The following is a 20,544-nucleotide window of genomic DNA, read 5'->3' on the forward strand; positions in this document are numbered from 1 at the left end:
ATCAGAACACACCAGCTTCTAAGAATACCCGTTACCGGGGCGGGGTGCTATTTTTGCCCGATATTTCACCTCCTCAACAGTTGGCCCTGACGTGGAGCGGTCAGTAGATGCAAAAGTTACGCTGATAACACGTGTCACAGCCCACCCTTTCAGATAGAGTGAATCACATCACCCGCATACGTATTGGATCTACCCAAAAGGAATCCCCATGAAAGAAACAACCTCGCGTCAGCGAGTTCTTCGTTCATGCGCGGTAACGACGCTAGGGCTGGCTCTCGCTCTCCCCCTCACCGTCCTACCCACCGCACATGCGACAACCGATGCAGATGCAAATCTCGCACCAGTATCATCCCTCCAAGATGCCCTACTCTCAAATTCTGACGGCCAGAAAGTTAGCTCTAACCTCGATGACGCAGAGGGATCCGTTGCTGTTTTCGTGCAGTTCAAGGGTCAGGGCGCCTACGAAGCTACACAGCCTAGGAGCGTCCTCGACGGGATATCAGACCCGGTGGATACCGCTTCACAGGTTCGCAGCATTCAAAGCGCCGTTGAATCTCAGGCAGCTCAGGTGGCTGGCGAATCAGGTTCTGACGTCATTTACACCACCTATAACTCGGTACGAGGCGTCGCTCTTCAGGGTGATGCGGAGTCCCTGCGCAAACTTGCCGAACGCAACGACGTTGAGCGCATCTCACGTATCATTCCCAAGGAACGAGTCAACGGCACATCAGACATTGACACCGCAGCACTAGCAACCTGGGTCAACACCGGCAAGACCGGTAAGGGTGTCACCATCTCTGTAGTAGATACCGGTGTCGACTACACCCACTCAGCCTTTGGTGGCCCCGGCACCGATGAAGCATACCAAGAGGCTCAGGCAATGTCTGAAATGCCTTCAGCCGATAGCGGCCTTTATGACCCCGAAAAGTTCATCGGCGGTTATGACCTCGCAGGTGATGACTACAACGCTTCTGATCCCACCAAGAACGTCCCTTCACCCGATAACAATCCCCTGGACTGCGCAGCTGCAGGTCACGGTAGCCACGTAGCCGGCACTGCAGCCGCCTACGGCACCAACGCTGATGGAAGCACCTTTGACGGGGACTACTCTAAGCTAACCTCAGAAGATGTTCAGACGATGCAGATTGGCCCCGGTTCAGCACCCGAAGCTCAGATAGTGGGCCTGCGCGTCTTCGGCTGTGAAGGCTCAACCAACCTCACCGGTCAAGCTCTTGACCGCTCCCTAGACCCCAACGGTGACGGCGACTACTCAGACCGTGTTGACATCGTCAACCTTTCACTGGGCTCAGACTTTGGCCCCATTGATGATCCTGACAATATCATCATGGATTCGCTCTACCGCAACGGCGTTCTTACCGTTACCGCTGCCGGTAACGCCAATAACTTTGGCGGTCAGGGTGATACCTATTCAGTACTGGGCACCCCCGGTAACACCATCTCATCTCTAACCGTTGCTAACACCATTGGCTCCACGGGCTACGCAGATGGTGCTGAAATTCTTGCACCCGCCGATATCGCTGGCCCCGTTGTAGGTGACTACAGCGTCAACTTCAACTACAACACCGCCACCGAAGAGCAGCTCACCGGCGAAGTTGTAGCAACCACCGCTGAGAACCCCTACGCTTGTGACGCCTACCCGGCAGACACTAACTTCGCTGGCAAGTGGGTCTTCATCGACTGGTCGGATGAAACCGGTAACTTCCCCTGCGGCTCAGCAGTTCGCTTCAACAACATCCAGAATGCTGGCGCTGAGGGCGTCGTCCTTGCCTCCCAGGTTGTGAAGGAAGATTCGGGTATTGCCGGTAACGCAGGCATCCCCGGTGTTCGCTTGACTGCTCAGGATGCCGAAAAGGCTCGTCCCGCTGCTGAAGCCGGCACCCTGAAGATTAAGCTTGACCCTGAGATGATCGGCGCTGCCCTCCTTGAAACCGGACAGCATGATGACGCTAACCCCTCGACCGCTCGCGGCCAGCACGGTTCAGCAGGTTTCACTAAGCCCGACGTTGCAGCCCCTGGCACTTCCATCAAGTCAGTTGCAGCTGGCGGCGGCACCCAGCCTGCCGTGATGACCGGTACCTCCATGGCAGCTCCTCACGTTGCTGGTATTGCAGCTCTCGTGCTTGAAGCTCACCCCAACTACTCGCCTGCCTCACTCAAGGCAGCGATCATGAACTCGGCTAACCACGATCCCAAGGATCTGGATGGCAACACCTACTCGGTAGAACGTGTTGGTGCAGGCCGTGTTGATGCCCTGCAGGCTGTGAACTCAGATGTTCTGCTTTACAACGCTGATCGCGCTGAGCAGGTTTCATCGAGCTTCGGTGTAACCGAGGTTGCTACCGGTGACGTCCTCACACAGACCCGCAACTTCACCGTTGATAACCGTGGCGATCAGGATCGCACGTTCGCCATTAACTTCAACGACAGCTCCTCCCTGCGGGGCGTAGAGCTGTCCGCACCGGCCAACGTTACTGTTGCAGCTAACTCGAAGGCTACCTTCACCGTTACCGCAACCACTAACGGCGCTGAACTGGCGAAGACCATGGACCCTGCTCAGCTCGAGGAACACCGCGGTATTGCTCGCCAGTACCTGGCTACCCTGTCAACCCGCATGATTCTTTCTGACGGTGGCACCACTCTGCGCGTTCCTGTACAGGCTGCTCCTAAGCCCGTTTCAGAGATGAAGGCCGAGGCTATCCACTTTGGCGCTACATCCGCTCAGGAAAAGGTTAAGCTCTCAGGTACAGCTCTGAACCAGAACGGGTACGTATCAGGTCTGGGTGCCTTCCAGCTCGGTGCTGAAAGCGCCCGAATCCCCACCGGCAAGCTCGGTCAGCCCTCTTTCCAGGCAGTTGACTTGCAGTACGTTGGTGCCAACTCCACCATTCGTGAACTCGGTGGAGTTCAGAACGGCATCCCTGCCGGCGCTATGTTGAACATTGGTCTGTCGACCTGGGGCAACTGGGAAACCATGACCCCCTCTGTAGCGTTTGAAGCAAGCATCGACGTGAACAACGACGGTGTACCTGACTTTGCTGCTGTAACCACCCGCATCACCGGTCTTGACTACCCTGTCGTCAACCTGCTGCGTCGCATGGATAACGGCTCCTGGAGCCCCGTTGACAGCCAGCCCCTCAACGGCGCTCTCGGTGATGTTGACACCAACATCCTCGACACCAACGCCGCTGTTCTCCCTATCTCACTAAACGCACTGAACCTGACTCCCGCTCAGGCTCAGAGCCTCAGCTACAAGGTACACGGCATCGCGAACGGTGAAGTCATCGAAAGCACCGACTGGATCAAGTACAACCCCTACGATCCCGTCCTGTCTTTCGCCTCTAACCAAAAGCTAACTGATTCGCTCTTCATCGATGCTCCGGACACCGAAATTACGGCGACCCGGACCTCAAGCGACTCAACCCGTGCTCTCTTCTTACACATGCACAACTCAACCGGCGACCTCTCAGGTATCCACAAGAATGTTGTAGGTAATAAGGCACAGGTAGTAGACGTACAGAACAGCCCATCAGATCCCACCGTGATGAACCCCCGGTTCACCGACGTCCCCGCTGATCATCCCTTCTACACCGAGATTAACTGGCTTGCAACACGCGGTATTACCACCGGCTGGTCCGATGGCACCTTCCGCCCCAACGAGTCAGTAGAGCGCGGCGCGATGGCAGCATTCTTCTACCGCCTAGCAGGGTCACCGGCTTACACCGCACCCAGCGAATCCCAATTCAAGGATGTTCCCACCGATCACCCGTTCTACAAGGAAATCAGCTGGTTGGCTGAGCAGGGTATCACCACCGGCTGGTCCGATGGCACTTTCCGCCCCAGCGAACCCGTGAACCGTGACGCGATGGCAGCCTTCTTCTACCGCATGGCAGGGTCACCGGCTTACACCGCACCCAGCGAATCACCGTTCAACGATGTTCCCACCAACCGCCAGTTCTATAAGGAAATTAGCTGGTTGGCAGAACAGAACATCACCGATGGTTGGGAGGACGGAACCTTCCGCCCGAAGACCCCCATTGAGCGTGGTGCGATGGCAGCCTTCCTCTACCGCTACGATACAACCGTGCTCAGTCAGTGAGGAAAATAGCTGACATAAGGCTCGAATGTAAGTAGAAATGGTGCCCCCGGTTTCAAGATCGGGGGCACTTTTCTTGTCTCCCACGCGTTCCAATTCTGCTTTCGATAGGCACACGCTACGATGGTTCTAAGACGTCACCTTTCCGAATTTGTTATCGTGAGGCCCATGAATACTCCCTCTGTTGCAATCATCGTCCGCACCAAGGACCGCCCAGTTTTCCTAGCGCGTGCTCTCTCTAATATCGCGGAGCAAACCTTCACTGACTACACCATTGCGCTCATCAACGACGGCGGCGAGACAGAGGCAGTCGATGCCCTCCTAGCAGAACAGCCCGCTGAGTTCCGCAGTAAAATCCAGGCCTTGCACCGACCTGAGTCAACCGGCATGGAAGCCGCAACCAACGCAGGCATCCATGCAACTAACAGCACTTTTATTGCGGTGCACGATGATGACGATCTCTGGGAACCTACCTTTCTTGAAACTAGCGTGCGCACCCTGGTCGAAACCGGCGCTGCTATGAGTGTGGTTCGCACTGACGAATACTTCGAACGCATTACCGATGATGGCTTTGAATTTATCGACTCTGTCCCTTTCTGGGGTTACCTCGAATGGATGAGTATTCAGGATTTCTTCCGCATCAATCGCGCGGTGCCTATCAGCATCCTCTACCGCCGGGAGTTACACGAGAGCCTGGGTTACTATAATGAGTCTCTGCCTGTGGTGGGTGACTGGGAGTTCAACATTCGGGTGGCGTCCGCCCACGAGGTGGTTTTCATTAATGAAAATCTAGCCCACTGGTCAAAGCGTGTAGAAGCTACCGGCCCTAACGCTAACTCGGTTTACGCCGGGCAAAATCTGCACGCCGCCTACGATTCCAAGGTGCGGGCAGAAGCTATCCGTGAGGATCTCGCAGCAGGTGGCCGCCCAGGCCCCTACCTCTACCAGGCTCACCTTGCCAACGAGGTTCAGGACGCTGTGCACCGGGTGCTAGAGGTAGCCGAACGTAACCAGCATTTGCTGGGGGAGCTAGAGCAACGTATCACAGAGCTTGAACGGCAAAATGCCCATCTCAACCAGCAGATAAGTCGCAGAAACCCGAGAAAAATCGCACGGCGATTGACCGGTGGTTTCTCGCGGCGCGATACTGGCACGTAGAGCCAGACAAGCGAGCTCCTAGGCCAGGTGGCTACCGGCATGACCAAGGAACTCTTCTCCACCGAAAAAAGCAGGAAGATGGCAGAAACTGCCATCCCCATCCCTTATAAAGGCAGTGCAGAGGCAGAAGATATCGGCCCTTGTTCACGCCTTTTTCATGAACGCTGAGAACTCACGGATGACCGGGCAGGTTCGCTTTTTAGCTCAGGAGCTTAATGGTCATGGGGTAGGTGTAAACCTCACCCTGGTTAGCCTTAATTGCTGCAAGAATATGTAGCACGAGCAAAGCCACACCAATGGCGAGGAAGATGACCCAGGTGAAGATTCCTGCAAAACCAAGGGTCAGGACTGTCACCAGAATGGTCGCGATATAGACCAGCCAGAGGGTGAAACTGAAGTTAAAAGCACCGGCAGCGGCAACGCGTACAAAAGCGTAACCGGGGCGGTCCTTATAGATAAACCAGAAAACCAGAGGGCCAATAAAGCTGGCAAAAGAAGCGGTGAGGACGAGCCCTAACAGGCCCGAAAGGTGGGCCAGGGTTGCCATCGCTTTTGCATCAGAAGGGATAGGGTTGCCGTACGCGTCGAAAGCTTGCGCGGGCTGCTGCCCATTAAAGTTCTGTCCGTATGATTCAGTCATGATGTGTGCCTTTCTCTATTACTGCCAGCCTACCCAAGGGTTCGGGCGGCGGTAAGAGAAAAACCCCAATTTCATTCCTAAGGATGGTAGGGAGGCTCCCAGTATTCACGGAGTAAGATGGAGGCATGCGCGAACTACAGGCTCACATCATTGAAGAATTGGGCGTGAAGCCCACCATCAATCCAGCAGAAGAGGTGCGCAAGCGCGTCCAATTCCTGGTGGACTATCTCAAAGCCACTGGCACCCGCGGCTTCGTCCTGGGCATATCAGGCGGGCTAGACTCCACCCTAGCAGGGCGTCTTTGCCAGCTAGCTGTAGAAGAGCTTGAACTTGAAGAGATTGAAGCGGAATTTATCGCCGTTCGTCTGCCCTACCAGGTTCAGGCGGATGAGGACGATGCCCAGGCTGCCCTGCGTTTCATCATGCCGCAGCAGACTGTCACCTACAACATCATGGACGCCGTGAACGGCTTCGAGAGTGCCTTTGAAACCGCTACCGGCCGCGAAATCGCTGACTTCAATAAGGGTAATGTCAAGGCCCGTGCCCGCATGATTGCCCAGTACGCCCTAGCCGGGGAGAAAAATCTCCTGGTTGTAGGCACCGACCACGGCGCTGAGGCAGTCACGGGCTTCTTCACCAAGTTCGGCGACGGTGGAGCGGACATCATACCTCTGCACGGTCTCAACAAGCGTCAGAACCGCGAGCTGCTCAAGGTGCTGGGAGCTGACAAGCGGCTCTGGGAGAAGGTGCCCACCGCTGACCTTCTGGACGGTAAACCCGGCAGAACCGATGAGGATGAGCTGGGGCTGACCTACGACCAGATTGATGACTACCTAGAGGGTAAAGACATCGACCCGGCGGCTGCCGAAAATATCGAGGGTAAGTTCCTGCGCTCCCGCCACAAACGCACCACCCCCGTCACCATCTTTGATAGCTGGTACAAGTAGGTAGCGCACCTCCGCGAGTGTGCGTCTTATCGCCGAGCGTGCGCCTTAGAGGTGCACGCTCGGCGTTTTAGTGCACGCCCGTCAGTAGGCATGACCATACCCACCGATGATAGGCCCCCCTTAGATGGTGAAGAAGCCTTCAATTGCGCCGGTCAGGTGGGCCATGTCTGCCACGCTGACCATCTCGCGTGCCGAGTGCATAGAGAGCAGACCGACACCGACGTCCACGGTGCGCATCCCCAGACGGGTAGCGGTGATGGGGCCGATGGTGGAGCCGCAGGGCACGTTGTTGTTAGAGACAAACTGCTGATAGGGAACCCCCGCTTTGGCACAAGCCTGGGCAAAGATACCCGCGCCTACGGAGTCGGTCGCGTAGCGTTGGTTGGCGTTGATTTTGAGCAGGGGGCCGCCGCCGGGAACAGGGCGGACGCTGGTGTCGTGGTGTCCAACGTAGTTGGGGTGAGCTAGGTGTCCGGCGTCCGCTGATAGGCAGACAGATTCAGCAACCGACCTGCGGTAGACCGCCGGGCTTTCACCGCGGGCTTCTGAGAGCCGCACCAGGACGTCCTCAAGGAAGGGGCCAGCGGCACCTGATCGGGTTTCAGACCCGATTTCTTCGTGGTCGAAAGCTGCAAACATGAGGCTGTGATCCCCCACCGTGCCAGCCTCTGCCACCCGCTGCAGCGCGGTGAGGCCGGCATGAACCGAGGAAAGATTATCCAGGCGTCCAGAGGCAAACAGCTCGCCATTCTCACCAAAAGTGCGCGGGGTCTGGGCATCCGCAAAGAGCAGGTCGTAGCCCACGATAGCGGCGGGGTCTAGGGCCCCGCCCTCAGCTCGTTCTGCCAGGTAGGCAAGGACATCCCCGCGAGAGTCACCGAAACCCCAGACCGGGTAGAGGTTGCCCTGCTTATCCAGCTTGAGCCCGGCGTTGGCCTCGCGGTCCAGGTGGATGGCGAGCTGCGGGATACGAGCAATGGCATCGGTGGCTACCAGGCGGGTTTCAAGTTGACCGTTGACGAGTACGGTCAGGCGGCCTGCTAGGCGCAGTTCGCGGTCTAGCCAGGAGTTCAGCAGAGGGCCGCCATACACCTCGACGCCCACCTGGTTCCACGCCAAAGTGCGCACCGATGAGGCAGGTTTGACCTTGAAACCCGGTGAATCGGTGTGGGCACCGAGCACCCGGTAGCTCTGGTGGGTGGGTGACCCTATCCAGGCAATAATTGCCCCGTCGCGCACCACAAAATGCTTGCCAGTGGCGGCTTCATCGCCCCAGAGCTGGCTCTCCTGCAGTTCGATAAAACCGGCAGCCGTCAGACGGCGAGCGCTCTGCGCCGCGGCATGAAAGGAGGTAGGTGACGCCGCCACAAAATCGGCAAGGTCGGCAATGTTGGTCTGAGGATCAAGGGCTTGAAGAGTCATAGGACACAGTCTAGCGAACTGCTAGCGAGCGCCGGTAACCTCCTCCTTACCCCAGACCTGAGCGGTGCGGGTACGCGCCAGTTTCCGCTTCTTAGCAGCCCAAAGCACTACCAGCACGAAGAGGCCCTGGGTGATGACTGCCGATACCAGGTTGACCCAGGTGGAGCCCTCCAGGACGAAGGGGTCAGCCAGACCGTAAATGCCGAAGGTCATAGCCACCAGGTTATTGACGACGTGCAGGGCAATCGCTGCTTCTAAGCCGCCGGTGCGCCAGGTGACAAAACCAGCGGCAAGTGCCATCACTAGGATGGAGAGCTGCGCCCAAAGATCGTAGGCATGGCCTAGCATAAAGAGCGGAGCGGGAAGGACAATCGCCCAGGCGGGGTGCTTGAGCCAGCGGCCTACGGTTTGTAGCAGATAGCCGCGGAAGACCAGCTCCTCCGCATACGCCTGGAAGGGAACGATGAGTACCACCAGCAAGAGCAGAACCGCCAGGGTGCTGCCCTGAGTTTTGGGTTCGAAGGTCAGGTTTCCCCCGGTTGCAAGGTCAAGAGCGACAGGAAACACTACAAAAAGCAAGGCAGCGATACCGCAGCAGGTGAGTAGCCAGTCCCAGCGTATGCGCCCTGCCACCGAGTGCACCAGGCCCCAGGGTTTAGGGCCAATAATGAGGCGGGCCAGCCACATAACGGGGAACATGAGGGCGATTGAACCGAACATGAGGGTAAAGCTAAGGGGAGATTCTAAAGCTGACCGCTGAAGTGTCTCCATCGTGGAGGTCATTTCCCCCGCATCCATCGGCGACTCAGCAGAAGAAACAGCCTGCAGCACCAAGGGAATGCTCATCAGAAGACTCAGAACAAAGTAAATGGGCACCCCGATGGCGGCCTCCACCAGAGGTGACCACCAGCGGTTCTTGGGGTCCGCTAGCGCTAACCGGTGGTAGCCCAGCTCTTGGGTTTCAGCGCGGTAGCCCGGACGCCACCCCGGCGGTGGTACCTGTAGGGACGGAGCTTGGTCGTTGCCAAGGAACGGGGCCGGAAGATAGCCACCAGGAGATTGTTGCAGCGGCGCCTGCGTGTAAGGGCTCAGTGGTGGCTGGGTGACCTCTGGGCCGGGCGCGTCCTGCCCGTCTGAACCCCAGGGGGTGTGTTCTCTGCTGTTTTCGCTCATACTCCAACCTTACGCAAGAAAACCGGTTGTCACAGACTTTTAAGGAGGCCACGAGTGACGGACAAGGCGGTACGGTAGAAGTACAGGAATTCAGAAAGGCATACCCGTGGCTCTCATCTTCAATCCTCCGCCCAATTGGCCCGCACCACCCACCAAAGATTGGATACCGCAACCAGGCTGGCAACCTGACCCCGCCTGGGGTGAGGCGCCTGAAGGCTGGGATTTCTGGGTTAAAGAAAGTAACCTAGCTAGTGCCCATCAGAGCCATGCAGATGAGGCAGACCGCACCGCGGTCCTGTCATCCGAAACTGAAAAAGATTCAGCAGGCACCAACTCCTATGCCGCCGTTTTTGAAGCGATACGCCAAACCCTACCAGAGGATCAGCAATCCTCACCTGCCAGAGATGAAGCGACGGGGAGCCTGCGGGCAGGTAGTGCCGCGGGCGATACATCTGATGACGCGGCGACAGTCCCCCTTGGCGCCGCAACCCAGCCCGGTTTTACCAGCGCTTACCCCGGTTCTTCAGCCGGCACCTATCCTAACGGCGGTGGACCAACAGGGTCGGGGACCTCCAACGGCGCGGCGCCCTACAATGCTCAGCCAGCAGGTGAGCAGCCCAAGAGCAAAACCGGGCTGATCATCGGCGTGATTGGTGGCATCTTACTACTGCTCCTAGCCCTCATTGTCGGTCTTATCTTTATCATCGGAGGGATTAGCTACAACACTTCTACCACTAGTGATTCAGGTGATTCTTGGTTCTCAGACGGCACCGATAACTCCAGCGATACCGGTAATAGCGGCTCAGCTGATACCCCGGTCTACAGTGGTAGTGGCGACAGCACCTTTACCATCGAAAAACCGGGCGGGCAAGACAGCGTTGTCTGGTTAGAGTACACCTTCACCGGTGAGGACAAGTACGCCTCTTTTAATGTGCATTCTCTCGACGCAGGCGGAGAAACTAACAACTCTGTTTATGGTTCGGTTTACAGTCCGGAAAGCAGCGGGTCTTACTGGCTAGATTCAAACCTCTATGATGTTGAGGACCGCACCACCCAGCTGGTGATTGAAGCTGAGGGCGACTGGACGGTTACGCTTCACACCCCCGATAAGGCACCGGCGCTGAAATCCGAACAAACCCTTACGGGTGAGAATGCGACCGCCTTCCGAATTGATGAGGGCGCGGAGATAACCGCCGATATCGGCTTCACCGCCACTGATGAATACGGTGGTGACCTGGAGATTAGTTCCAGCACCGGATTAGTGGATGACTATGAGGTAACGGTACTACGCACCAGCCTAAGCCCCTTCAAAGGTAGCGTCACCTTCCCCACCGGCAAGCAGTATATTTTGGTGGAACCCTATGCCGGGTCCTGGGAGATTAAGGCCCACTAGCTCAGAGACAAAAATGCCCGGGCGGGTTTCCTACAGCTACGGAAACTCACCCGGGCATCTCTTTGTGCGTTTAGATTTCCTGCGCTCGGGGCTTACGGTAGAGCCACACTGCTGCCAGCCAGATGAGAGTGAGCAGGGTCAACGCGGCCATGGGCAGGGACGAGATCAACAGGGATGAAGCGCTCAGCTCATCCAGGTTGTGGGTGGTGGGGTCCAGCTTGATGGCAATGTTCATGGGGCCATAGCTCACCCCGGCAACACCTACCAGCGCCAGTGCGCCTGCCAGCCAGCGCACCGAGGCGGGGGCTGGCCGGAAGAAAACCGGGAAGGCGTCCAACACCAGCGCTGCGATAAAGACCGGTAGCCAGATGAAGTGGTGGGACCAGGAGATGGGCGAGAGCGCCATCATCAGAAAAGCGTTAAGTGAGATTTCCGAGAAGACCATACCGCGGCGGTGGAGCACCGGGATGGCAGCGGCGGTTCCCATAAAGAGCAGAGCAAGGATACTCAAACGCAGGGCAGAGAGTAGCGGGCCTTCGTCCAGCCCCAGGTGCATGAGCAGACCCTGAACCGAGATGTTATCGACGTAGCCGATGTTGCCCACGCGTGAGGGGTCTGAGATCGCGAAGAACCAGAAATCAAAGGCTTCATCACGCATGAAGATAAAGCCGGCGGCAACGGTTGCCGCAAAGCTGGCACCCAGGGTAAGAACGCCCTTATAGTCTCGGCGCATGAGCAGAATCAGACCGAAGGCAAGCGGAGTGAGCTTAATACCGCCGGCGATACCAATCAGGACGCCGCGGGGCACCCGGGTGCCCGGGCGTAGTAGGTCAATCATGACCAGCAGAAAGATGAGCGGGTTGATTTGCCCCAGCTCGATGCCGCGATCCCAGGGCGCTACCAGCGTCATGATAGTCGCCAGAAAAACCACCAGAGTGTAAGACCCGAAGAAGCTCTCACCGGGCACGCTAAAGCCGCGCGAATGAGCATAGTTAAACACTAAAATTGCCAGCCAAAACGCGGCGAGTAGGGCTAGCAGGGTCATAAAGCCCGTGCCTGCTGCCAACGGCAGGAAGGCAAAGGGAGCAAAGATCATCACCGCAAAGGGCGGATAGGTGAAGGGCAGGGTAATGGGCTGGCCATTCTCTAGGTGGTAGTCGTAGAGGCCCTTGCCCTCATACATGCCAGCGAACATGACCCCAGCACCGCTGCGGTAGACCTCAAAGTCCTGACCAGAGACCACCATGGAGGTGTAGAAATGGTCGAGGGCGATGTAGATTAAACAGGCAGCGGCTAGTAGCAGAAAAATCCAGTGCCTACCGCGCACCGGGGCATCAAGTGTGAGAAGACCCAAAGGTTTACTCGCCTGCTGGCGTTGAGCCGTTGCCGGCGTCCTTCTTGACCGCTACCAAGTTGGTGCCGCGCTGGGTCTTCTTGCGACGGGGTTCACGCACCGGCTTATCTTTTTTGGGTAGGGCAGCGATACGCAAGCCCAGCTCTAGCACTAAGAGCCCCAGCGCTACGTAGTAGACGTAGGCCGAGGGGTAAAAGTAGTAGAGGCTAGCGGTCATACCCGCAAAGCTTGCAGCTAGCGCCACCACAGCAAGCGCCACAATAATGATGTGCAGCACAGCAAAGCGCCCGGTACATTCCCGGTTCTTCCAGGAGATGTAAACCGCCATCAGTGCGAACAGCACGGGAAAGAAAACCTGCCCGGTGAAGCTCATGGTGTTCTCGGTGTAACGGAAGATTGCGAGCGCCTGCATAATTGCGGTGGCACTCAGCAAAAGGGAGGCTGGCAATGATTTCATGAGTCACCACTTTACCGGCTGGGCTGTGACTGTGCACCGGCGGCGCGATGCGATGGGTTAAAGGGTGATGAAGTAGGTGAAGGCGGCGATAGTAAAGACGCTTCCAGCGGTGAGCGCGCAGGCGAATTCAACCAGCATGCCCAGCCCCATTGAACGAAGGGCGGCGCCGGTGTTACGCAGGGAGGTGGTGAAATCCCCGCTGTTGCGAGTGGTTTCGCTGATGAGAAGCGCCGCGGCGAAGCCGACGAAAAGACCAACCACGGGAATGACGAACATACCGATGACCGCACCGATGACTCCCCAGAGGATGGACTTATTGGGGATGGCCCGCTTCTTCATGGTCCGGCCGGTCAGTGCCGCCTGGGCTAGCATGCCCGCAATAACCAGCGTGCCACCGAGACCCAGCGTCCACCAACCTTCGGGGCCGCGCACCGTTAGGCCCCAGAGGATGAGGCCGCCCAGCACGGCGAAGGAGCCGGGCAGAACGGGGTAGATGATGCCGATGCAGCCCACGGCAATCAGCAGGGCGGCGATGATGGTGATGAAAATGATCATGGGCTTAACTCTATCGGTTCGTGGTGGCTGAGGCTCGCGCGTATAATCGGTACAGCAAATACTAATTTTTGGAGTGGTGATGACCGGGCAGGATGCTGGAAGGCAGGCAAAGCAGCAGGGTGCAGAGGGTGCAGGTGGAGGTGACGCCAGCTCAGGCGCTACCAGCGCTGACCTGGGCCAGACCCACCGTGAAGGTCTCCCCCTGGGCAGCCGTCCAATAGATGCACCCGGCTCCCCCCTCAGCAGCCAGCAGGCAGGCAGGATTGCCAGCGGCAGGGCAACCTGGCACCGGAGGGCGTCCAAGCCTGTGACCTACTGGATTGTTGCCCTCTTTGCGGTGCTCATGACCCACCGGTGGATCCCGGAATCTATCTGGCTCATGGTGCACATGGTGACGCTTGGCTTAATTACCAACTCCATTCTCATTTGGAGCCAGCACTTCACCGAAGCTCTACTCAAACACCGTCTGCCAGATTCTGCACGCCCGGTACAGCTGGTGCGTATTTACGCACTGAATGTCAGCATGATTCTGCTGATGCTCAGCATCATTTTTAGCATCTACCCCCTCACCGTTCTTGGATCGTTTGGCGTGGGAGCAGTCGTCGCCTGGCACGGTCTTGCTCTGCTTAATCAGCTCAAAGCGGCCCTGCCCGCCCGCTTTAACTCGACCGTTAAGTATTACATTGCCGCTAGCTGGTTGCTGCCCCTGGGGGCGACATTCGGCGCCATTCTTGCTCATGACGGCCTGAATGCTAGCTGGCACGGCCGTCTCTTGCTGGCCCACGAGACTGTCAACATTTTGGGTTTCGTGGGACTAACAGTGGTGGGCACCCTGATGACGCTCTGGCCCACCATGCTGCGCACCAAGATGCTGCCCAGCGCGGTCACCGATTCCCTGCGAGCGCTGGGCGTTATGTGCGCTGGCCTGGCAGTGACGGTGGGTGGCGCTCTGGCAGGCCTCAACCTGCTGGCAGGTGCCGGGCTGATTCTCTACGCCGCCGGGCTGCTGCTGGTCGCTGTGCTGCTACTCAGAACCTGCCGCCAGAAGAAGCCGGTAGAGTTTGCCACCATGTCAGTGGCAGCCGGGTTCGCCTGGTTCTTTCTGGGCACTCTGTTCACTGCCTACCTGGTCTTTACCTCACCTTTTGATGCCCTGCCGTTGCGCAGTATGACCCCCATTCTGGTGGTGGGCTTCCTGGTGCAGGTGCTCCTCGGTGCCATGAGCTACCTCCTGCCCGCCCGCATGGGTGGCGGCCCCAAGGCTGTACGGCAGGCAAACCGAGAATTCAACCGTTTTGCCGCCGGTCGCGTCCTCATGGTTAATCTCTGCCTGGCTATCTTTGCCCTGCCGGTCAGCTTGACCGGCTCCCTAGTGCGCACCCTGGTGTCCCTAGTCGGTACCTTCACCCTCTTTGCTTTTGTGCCGCTGATGATCCGCGGGGTCAAAAAATCGGTGGCGGTCCGCAAAGAAATGATCCAGGCACGAGCACGCGGAGAAGCTCCTAAGCCCGACCCCGAAGCTGTGACTCCAACCCCGCTGCCTCACCTGCGTAATGCGCTCATCGGTGCCCTGGCGGTCATCTTGGCAGTCACCGCCGGCATAGCCGCTGACCCTGCCTCTGTGGGACTGAACTTTAGCCGCGGTGCAACATCCACCGGTACCGGCCAGACCACCACCATTTCGGTGGAGGCAACCAGCGACATGCGCTTTACCCCCGACACCGTGGAGGTGCCCCTGGGCGACCGCCTGGTCATCGAGGTCACCAACACCGACACCGCTAACGCCCACGATCTGACGTTTGCTAACGGCACCTCCACTGGCCGTATCGACCCCGGCGCCACCAAGACCGTGGACGCCGGCATCATCACGGGCGCACTGGATGGTTGGTGCTCGGTAGTGGGGCACCGCGCTATGGGCATGACCTTTACCGTCACCACCACCGGCACCCTGGAGAGCGGGCACCACAACGGTCAGGGAGCCAGCGGCACTAGTGCTGATGGTGCAGCTGGCACCGGTGCGCTCTTACAGGGCACAGATATTGATTTGCAGGGGGAAACCTCAGAGAATTTTGAAACCCGCTCCCCCGTCCTAGAGCCGGTGGAGGCCGGTGAGGTAGTAGACGGCAAGACCGTGCATCGCCAGACTCTTGAGGTCAACGAGCTACAGCGCGAAATTGCCCCGGGTGTAGCGCTGGACGCCTGGACCTTCGGTGAGGACTACATGGGCCCCACTCTGCACGGAAAAGTCGGCGATATTTTTGAAATTACATTAATTAATAATGGCTCCATGGGGCACTCGGTGGACTTTCACGCTGGCACCGTCTCGCCTGATGAGGTCATGCGCACCATCGCCCCGGGTGAGAGTCTGGTCTACCGTTTTGAAGCGGTGGCTAGCGGCATCTGGCTCTACCACTGCGCCACAGCACCCATGAGTGTCCATATGTCTGCCGGTATGTTCGGTGCGGTCGTCATTGACCCACCGGATCTGCCAGAAGTTGACCGGGAGTTCCTGCTGGTTCAGAACGATGTCTACCTGACCGAAACAGGCACCGCCGACGCCCAGGCGGGTGGTGGCGTCCTGACCTCCATCAGCCCAGAGGGTATCGCGGCGGGAACCCCCAGCCTCACCCTGTTCAACGGGCACGCCACCCAGTACCTAGAGAACCCCCTGACCGCCACCACCGGTGAGCGCGTGCGCATCTGGGTGCTAGCCGCCGGGCCAAGCGGCGGGACCAGCTTCCACGTGGTCGGCAGCCAGTTCGACACCGTCTATAAGGAGGGTGGCTACCTCCTCGATAAGGGTGTGGACGCCTTCGGCAAGACCGGCGGTGCCTCCCAGGCACTGGATCTCTCCCCCGCCCAAGGTGGCTTTGTGGAAATGACCTTCACGGAGCCGGGCACCTATGTCTTCGTCAACCATGACTTTGCCCAGGCAGAACGTGGGGCTAAGGGACTCATTGAAGTGACAGGCTAAGGACAGCATGGGTAGACCTCACGAGCATGGGCCAATCCCCCTGCTCATGAGGGATGACACATGCTGGTCTGGGACGCCACACCGTAAGTTCGGTTCCCCGGAACTGCGTTTAGTACACAGGTGAAGTAATCTAGAAATCAATGACTTCTAAACCTAAACAGCGAAGCCTCCTGCTCCGAGCAGGTGCCGGGCTTCTGGCGCACTGGCAGGTGGTGGCGTCCGCGGTATTCATGACTGCGGGTGTCGCCGGGCTTTCTGCTACCTATGAGGACTACTGTGGGCAGACCGATCTGACCTTTGCCCCCACCGAACTGCGCGACGATATTGAGGCAGCAGCTCAGGTAGCGGGCATGCGCCCGGGCGTACTGGCAGCACAGCTTGAAACGGAGTCTCAGTGGCGTAACTCGGCCCATTCCCACGCTGGCGCTCAGGGTCTGGCACAGTTCACCGATGACACCTGGGAAATCTGGGGCGAGGGCGACATTAACAACCCAGAAGCATCTATTGCCGCCCAGGGGCGTTACCTCGCCTATCTTTCAGAACGACTGGCACCCTACACCAAGGACGGGGTCAGCCTGCAGGACGTCACCCTGGCCGGTTACAACGCTGGGCCAGGTGCGGTGGAAGAACATGAGGGCATCCCCCCCTACTTTGAAACCCAGAACTACGTGGTCAAGATTGATGACCTCGCCAACTCCAAGTACGCGGTGACTTGCTCACCTTCAACCGAATACCGCCAGGCCAAACTGGTCATAGACTAGATTTTTACCTGAGCTAAGGGGCGCGAGAATCTTCTCACACCCCTTTTATCTACCCTGCTCAGACTCTGGAAAGTTAGCTGATACGCGTCAGGACTTTAGAGTAACCAGCTGCCGGGTAAACAGCATTCTGGGTGGGGTTAGCTCCACCGAACTCGATAAGATCAGTTGTAGCTAGCAGCTCTTCCATGAGCACCCTCAGTTCCAGACGAGCCAGCGGGGCACCTGGACATACGTGTAATCCCTGGCCGTAGACCAGGTTGTTCTCTTGGGAACGATGGGGGTTGTAGGTTGTGGCGTCCTCAAAGGCGTCTTCATCCCGGTTGGCAGATGCCCAGTTGATGGTAACCTTGGCACCGGCGGGGATGCTCCTGCCACCGATTTCTACCGGCTGGGTGGTGACGCGGCGGTTAGTGACTAGGGGGTCTTGAAGGCGCATGACCTCTTCAACGGCGGCAGCAATTTCAGCGGTCTTTCCTACTGCTAGGCTGGTGCGCAGGCGGTCTTGTTCCTGCGGGTGCTCTGCTAAGAAGGCAAGGATGATGCCGGCGCAGGCAGAGACGGTGGACAGTTCACCGACCGTCCAGTTGCGAATCAGGGAGATCAGCTCTTCGTCAGTCATGGTGCGGGGGCCGCCCAGGTCTTGGGGCAGGTCTATAACGTCCTGTATCAGTTCAGCGGTGATATCGGCAGCAGCGTCGGCGCCCCGGCGTTCGTCGAGCAGGGCACGGATGTAGCCATCAAATTCTAGGGCGATCTTGCCCATTTGTTCGCGGTCACCGGCAAGGGTAGCGCGGCGGTTCTTCTCTACCCACTCGATCAGGGGCTGCTCTAAGCTGGCGGGCCAGCCCATGAAGACATTCTGGATGCGCACGGCGTAGAGCTGGGCAAAGCCGTCCATGGCGTCGAATACTTCATTGCGAGGCAACTTACTGACCAGAGACTTCACAACCTGGCGAATTTGAGGCTCAAAGACCTGCATACGGTCAGGGGTGAAGTACTTGTCGTTAACAGCACGGAAGGCGGTGTGTTCGGGGGCATCCATACCGTTGGGGACGGCAATGTGGCGGGTTGATACCTTATTAGAAAAAATTTCTGGGTGCTCCAGGGCGTACTTGATGTCTGCGTTTTTGAGCAGGGAGTAGCCCATGTAGTCATCGTGAGCGACGGGGCATTTACTACGCATGGCGTCGTAGGCGGCGACCTGGTCGGCTTGGACGTCGGGTGAGCGGGTATCCCAGTCGTTGGGGGTTGTTTCTTGAGGGTTAGTGGTCACGGAACACTCCTAAATTGGCATATTGAATACTTATTTATATTTTCACCCTAACACCACCACTCACCCCATTTCTGCACGTTAGAATGTGAATCATTAGATAAACCCCTATGGGAATCATCACCCCAAGGCTAGCCATCAAGCTTCTCTGCCATAAAAGTCGTGTTGAAATCTCCCCAAACTAACCCTGGCTGTTTAGGGTTAGAAGGGAAACCCATCACCCCAGGAGGTAACCATGACCGATTCACTCTTTCCCCTCGGCAAGCCCGCTCCCGCCGGCTCCTTTACCGGCCAGGCCTACATGCACCCGCTGGCCCCCAGCAAGGAGCTCCAGTCCCTCGCAGTGACCTTCGAAGCCGAAGCCCGCACCAACTGGCACACCCACGACGTTGGCCAGCTCATCGTGGTCACCTCGGGCACCTGCGTCTACCAGCTCCAAGGCGAAGAACCCAAACTACTGACCCCCGGCGAAGCCTTCTTCTTCGAACCCGGCATCAACCACTGGCACGGCGCCACCAGCGATGGACCCATGACCCACATCGCCGTTACCCCCTTCAATGACAAGGGTGAATTTGTTAACTGGGGTGAACCCGTGGACGACGCCACCTTCAAGAGCTAAAAGGCTACCACCGGAATCAACCGGTGGCAGCCTTTACGTTTAAGAAAGCTCCTTGAGGCTAGCGCTTCTGGTAGAGCGCCTTCTTCTGGAACTTGGGGTCAGAGGTAACCAGCATGCCCAGGGCACGGAAGACGCCCTCGTCCACTGAACCCAGAATGGTGGTGGTGTGCACGTCCGCGCCGCGCAGGTTTTTGACCTGCTCAAGCGCTAGACGGGCGTCCTCATCGTGGGCAGCCGAGGTTGAGAGGGCAATCAGCACCTCGTCGGTGTGCAGGCGGGGGTTCACGCTGCCCAAATGCAGGGTCTTGAGATCCTGAATAGGCTTGATGGACTTATCAGACAGCAGGTGCTTAGAGTCATCCAGGCCAGCCAGGTGCTTGAGAGCGTTCAGCAGGGCAACGGCAGAGCAGCCCAGCAAGCCGGTGGTCTTACCGGTCACGATGGTGCCATCGGCCAGCTCAATTGCGGCGGCGGGGGCGTTGGTTGACTCAGCACGCGCGCGCGCAGGTTCAACCACGGGACGGTCGGTGGCCTTTAGATTGGCCTTTGCCATCACCACGGCGGCGCGGTCTGACTGGGTGGAGTTCAAGCCGTCGCGAGCCTCGTCCACCAGCGCCTTAAAGTAGCGGCGGATGATCTCCTGCTCGGAGGCGTAGCGGCAGGCGGCGTCATCGGTGATGCAGTTACCAGCCATGTTTACGCCCATGTCAGTGGGTGATTGGTAGGGGGTGGTGCCGGTCATTTTTTCCAGCAGAACCTTGAGCAGTGGGAAGGCCTCAACGTCGCGGTTGTAGTTGACGGTGGACTCCCCATAAGCAGTCAGGTGGAAGTGGTCGATGACATTGGCATCATCGAGGTCAACGGTGGCCGCTTCGTAAGCCAGGTTGACGGGGTGTTCCAGGGGCAGGTTCCAGATGGGGAAGGTCTCGAACTTGGCGTAGCCGGCCTTCACGCCGCGCTTGTTCTCATGGTAAACCTGCGACAGCGCAGTAGCTAGCTTGCCTGAGCCGGGGCCGGGAGCGGTGACAACCACCAGGTTGCGGGTGGTTTCGGCGAACTCGTTGCGGCCCAGACCGTCCTCAGACACAATTAAGTCGGTGTTAGCAGGGTAACCGGGAATAACGTGGTGGCGGGAGACTTTCAGCCCCAGACGCTCCAGGCGATCCTTGAACTCTGCTGCCTTGCTGTTCTCGTCTTCCATCTGGGTGATGACCACGTGCTCAACCAAAAAACCGCGGTCACGGAAAACGTCCACGAGGCGCAGCACATCGTCTTCATAGGTGATACCCAGATCGGCACGGATTTTGTTGCGCTGAAGGTCTTTGGCATTCAGGCAGACTAGAATCTCGACCTCATCGCGAATCTGCTCAAGCATGGCGATTTTGTTGTCGGGGGTGAAGCCAGGCAGCACACGGGATGCGTGCATATCGTCAAAAAGCTTGCCACCCATTTCAAGATAGAGCTTGCCGCCGATTTCTTCGCGGCGCTCCTGGATGTGTCGAGACTGCATCTCGATGTATTTCTCACGGTCAAAACCAATTGCATTTACCATGGAATACCAGTCTACAACGGACAGGTTACCGCCACGTTTCACAGGTGTATTTTTTAGGTTTACTGCATCCCTTTTCAGCTACTACAAAAGGCGGTGTCCTGGCAGCATTTCTACAGTATTTTGGCGGGTTCTACGCGGTACAAAAATTGCCCTTA

Annotated in this window: 16 protein-coding genes; 8 read left to right on the top strand and 8 right to left on the bottom strand. The window is 57.9% G+C overall.

The genetic code is table 11. The features are described 5' to 3' along the window. Positions 1–208: 208 nt before the first annotated feature. The 3 genes from M3668_RS08105 to M3668_RS11055 all read left to right on the top strand — a co-directional run bounded on the left by M3668_RS08105 (position 209) and on the right by M3668_RS11055 (position 5,440). Positions 209–4,117 (top strand): S8 family serine peptidase, encoded by a 3,909-nt coding sequence (locus M3668_RS08105; protein ID WP_251380339.1) that lies wholly within the window; start codon positions 209–211, stop codon positions 4,115–4,117. A gap of 165 nt (positions 4,118–4,282) precedes the next feature. Next, the gene (locus M3668_RS08110; protein WP_251380340.1) at positions 4,283–5,272 is read left to right on the top strand and encodes a glycosyltransferase family 2 protein; all 990 of its coding nucleotides are present in this window, start codon (positions 4,283–4,285) and stop codon (positions 5,270–5,272) included. A 39-nt stretch (positions 5,273–5,311) separates the two neighbouring features. Further along, positions 5,312–5,440 carry a hypothetical protein gene (locus tag M3668_RS11055; RefSeq protein WP_285835820.1) on the top strand — a complete coding sequence of 43 codons (129 nt, stop codon included), beginning with the start codon at positions 5,312–5,314 and terminating at the stop codon, positions 5,438–5,440. A gap of 31 nt (positions 5,441–5,471) precedes the next feature. Here the strand turns inward: M3668_RS11055 and M3668_RS08115 are convergent, their stop codons facing one another. Beyond that, entirely contained in the window at positions 5,472–5,912 is a 441-nt protein-coding gene (locus M3668_RS08115; protein ID WP_251380341.1) for a DUF4870 domain-containing protein, read from the bottom strand. A 125-nt stretch (positions 5,913–6,037) separates the two neighbouring features. Between M3668_RS08115 and nadE the strand changes: the two genes are divergently transcribed. Next, positions 6,038–6,859 carry an NAD(+) synthase gene (gene nadE / locus M3668_RS08120; RefSeq protein WP_251380342.1) on the top strand — a complete coding sequence of 274 codons (822 nt, stop codon included), beginning with the start codon at positions 6,038–6,040 and terminating at the stop codon, positions 6,857–6,859. A gap of 120 nt (positions 6,860–6,979) precedes the next feature. Here the strand turns inward: nadE and M3668_RS08125 are convergent, their stop codons facing one another. Both M3668_RS08125 and M3668_RS08130 read right to left on the bottom strand, forming a co-directional pair. Continuing rightward, complete coding sequence (locus M3668_RS08125; protein WP_251380343.1) at positions 6,980–8,281, bottom strand: M18 family aminopeptidase; 1,302 nt, start codon at positions 8,279–8,281, stop codon at positions 6,980–6,982. Between the two features lie 21 nt (positions 8,282–8,302). Continuing rightward, positions 8,303–9,454 carry a CPBP family intramembrane glutamic endopeptidase gene (locus M3668_RS08130; RefSeq protein WP_251380344.1) on the bottom strand — a complete coding sequence of 384 codons (1,152 nt, stop codon included), beginning with the start codon at positions 9,452–9,454 and terminating at the stop codon, positions 8,303–8,305. A 106-nt stretch (positions 9,455–9,560) separates the two neighbouring features. Here M3668_RS08130 and M3668_RS08135 point away from each other — a divergent pair, with 106 nt between their 5' ends. Further along, on the top strand, positions 9,561–10,847 hold the full coding sequence (locus tag M3668_RS08135) for a hypothetical protein (RefSeq protein WP_251380345.1): 1,287 nt from the start codon (positions 9,561–9,563) through the stop codon (positions 10,845–10,847). Positions 10,848–10,917: 70 nt separating this feature from the next. Here the strand turns inward: M3668_RS08135 and M3668_RS08140 are convergent, their stop codons facing one another. From M3668_RS08140 to M3668_RS08150, 3 genes are read right to left on the bottom strand one after another with little or no spacing between them, the layout of a single operon-like run. Next, positions 10,918–12,201, bottom strand: a complete 1,284-nt coding sequence (locus M3668_RS08140) for a glycosyltransferase 87 family protein (RefSeq protein ID WP_251380346.1) — start codon at positions 12,199–12,201, stop codon at positions 10,918–10,920. Positions 12,202–12,205: 4 nt separating this feature from the next. Further along, positions 12,206–12,658: a hypothetical protein gene (locus M3668_RS08145; protein WP_251380347.1), complete on the bottom strand. Its 453-nt coding sequence runs from the start codon at positions 12,656–12,658 to the stop codon at positions 12,206–12,208. A gap of 57 nt (positions 12,659–12,715) precedes the next feature. After that, positions 12,716–13,213 carry a DUF456 domain-containing protein gene (locus M3668_RS08150; protein ID WP_251380348.1) on the bottom strand — a complete coding sequence of 166 codons (498 nt, stop codon included), beginning with the start codon at positions 13,211–13,213 and terminating at the stop codon, positions 12,716–12,718. A gap of 79 nt (positions 13,214–13,292) precedes the next feature. Here M3668_RS08150 and M3668_RS08155 point away from each other — a divergent pair, with 79 nt between their 5' ends. Continuing rightward, positions 13,293–16,187 (top strand): multicopper oxidase domain-containing protein, encoded by a 2,895-nt coding sequence (locus M3668_RS08155; RefSeq protein ID WP_251380349.1) that lies wholly within the window; start codon positions 13,293–13,295, stop codon positions 16,185–16,187. 140 nt (positions 16,188–16,327) lie between these two features. Further along, a complete protein-coding gene (locus M3668_RS08160; RefSeq protein ID WP_251380350.1) occupies positions 16,328–16,948 on the top strand; it encodes a lytic transglycosylase domain-containing protein in 621 nt (206 codons plus the stop codon). A gap of 73 nt (positions 16,949–17,021) precedes the next feature. Here the strand turns inward: M3668_RS08160 and M3668_RS11175 are convergent, their stop codons facing one another. Next, the gene (locus tag M3668_RS11175) at positions 17,022–18,221 is read right to left on the bottom strand and encodes a cytochrome P450 (RefSeq protein WP_251380351.1); all 1,200 of its coding nucleotides are present in this window, start codon (positions 18,219–18,221) and stop codon (positions 17,022–17,024) included. A 232-nt stretch (positions 18,222–18,453) separates the two neighbouring features. Here M3668_RS11175 and M3668_RS08170 point away from each other — a divergent pair, with 232 nt between their 5' ends. Beyond that, entirely contained in the window at positions 18,454–18,837 is a 384-nt protein-coding gene (locus tag M3668_RS08170) for a cupin domain-containing protein (RefSeq protein WP_251380352.1), read from the top strand. 58 nt (positions 18,838–18,895) lie between these two features. Here M3668_RS08170 and M3668_RS08175 read toward each other — a convergent pair whose 3' ends face one another. Continuing rightward, entirely contained in the window at positions 18,896–20,389 is a 1,494-nt protein-coding gene (locus M3668_RS08175; protein WP_251380550.1) for a DUF1846 domain-containing protein, read from the bottom strand. Positions 20,390–20,544 lie beyond the last annotated feature (155 nt).

The sequence above is a fragment of the Rothia sp. P100 genome, from assembly GCF_023712425.1.
GTDB lineage: Bacteria > Actinomycetota > Actinomycetes > Actinomycetales > Micrococcaceae > Rothia > Rothia endophytica.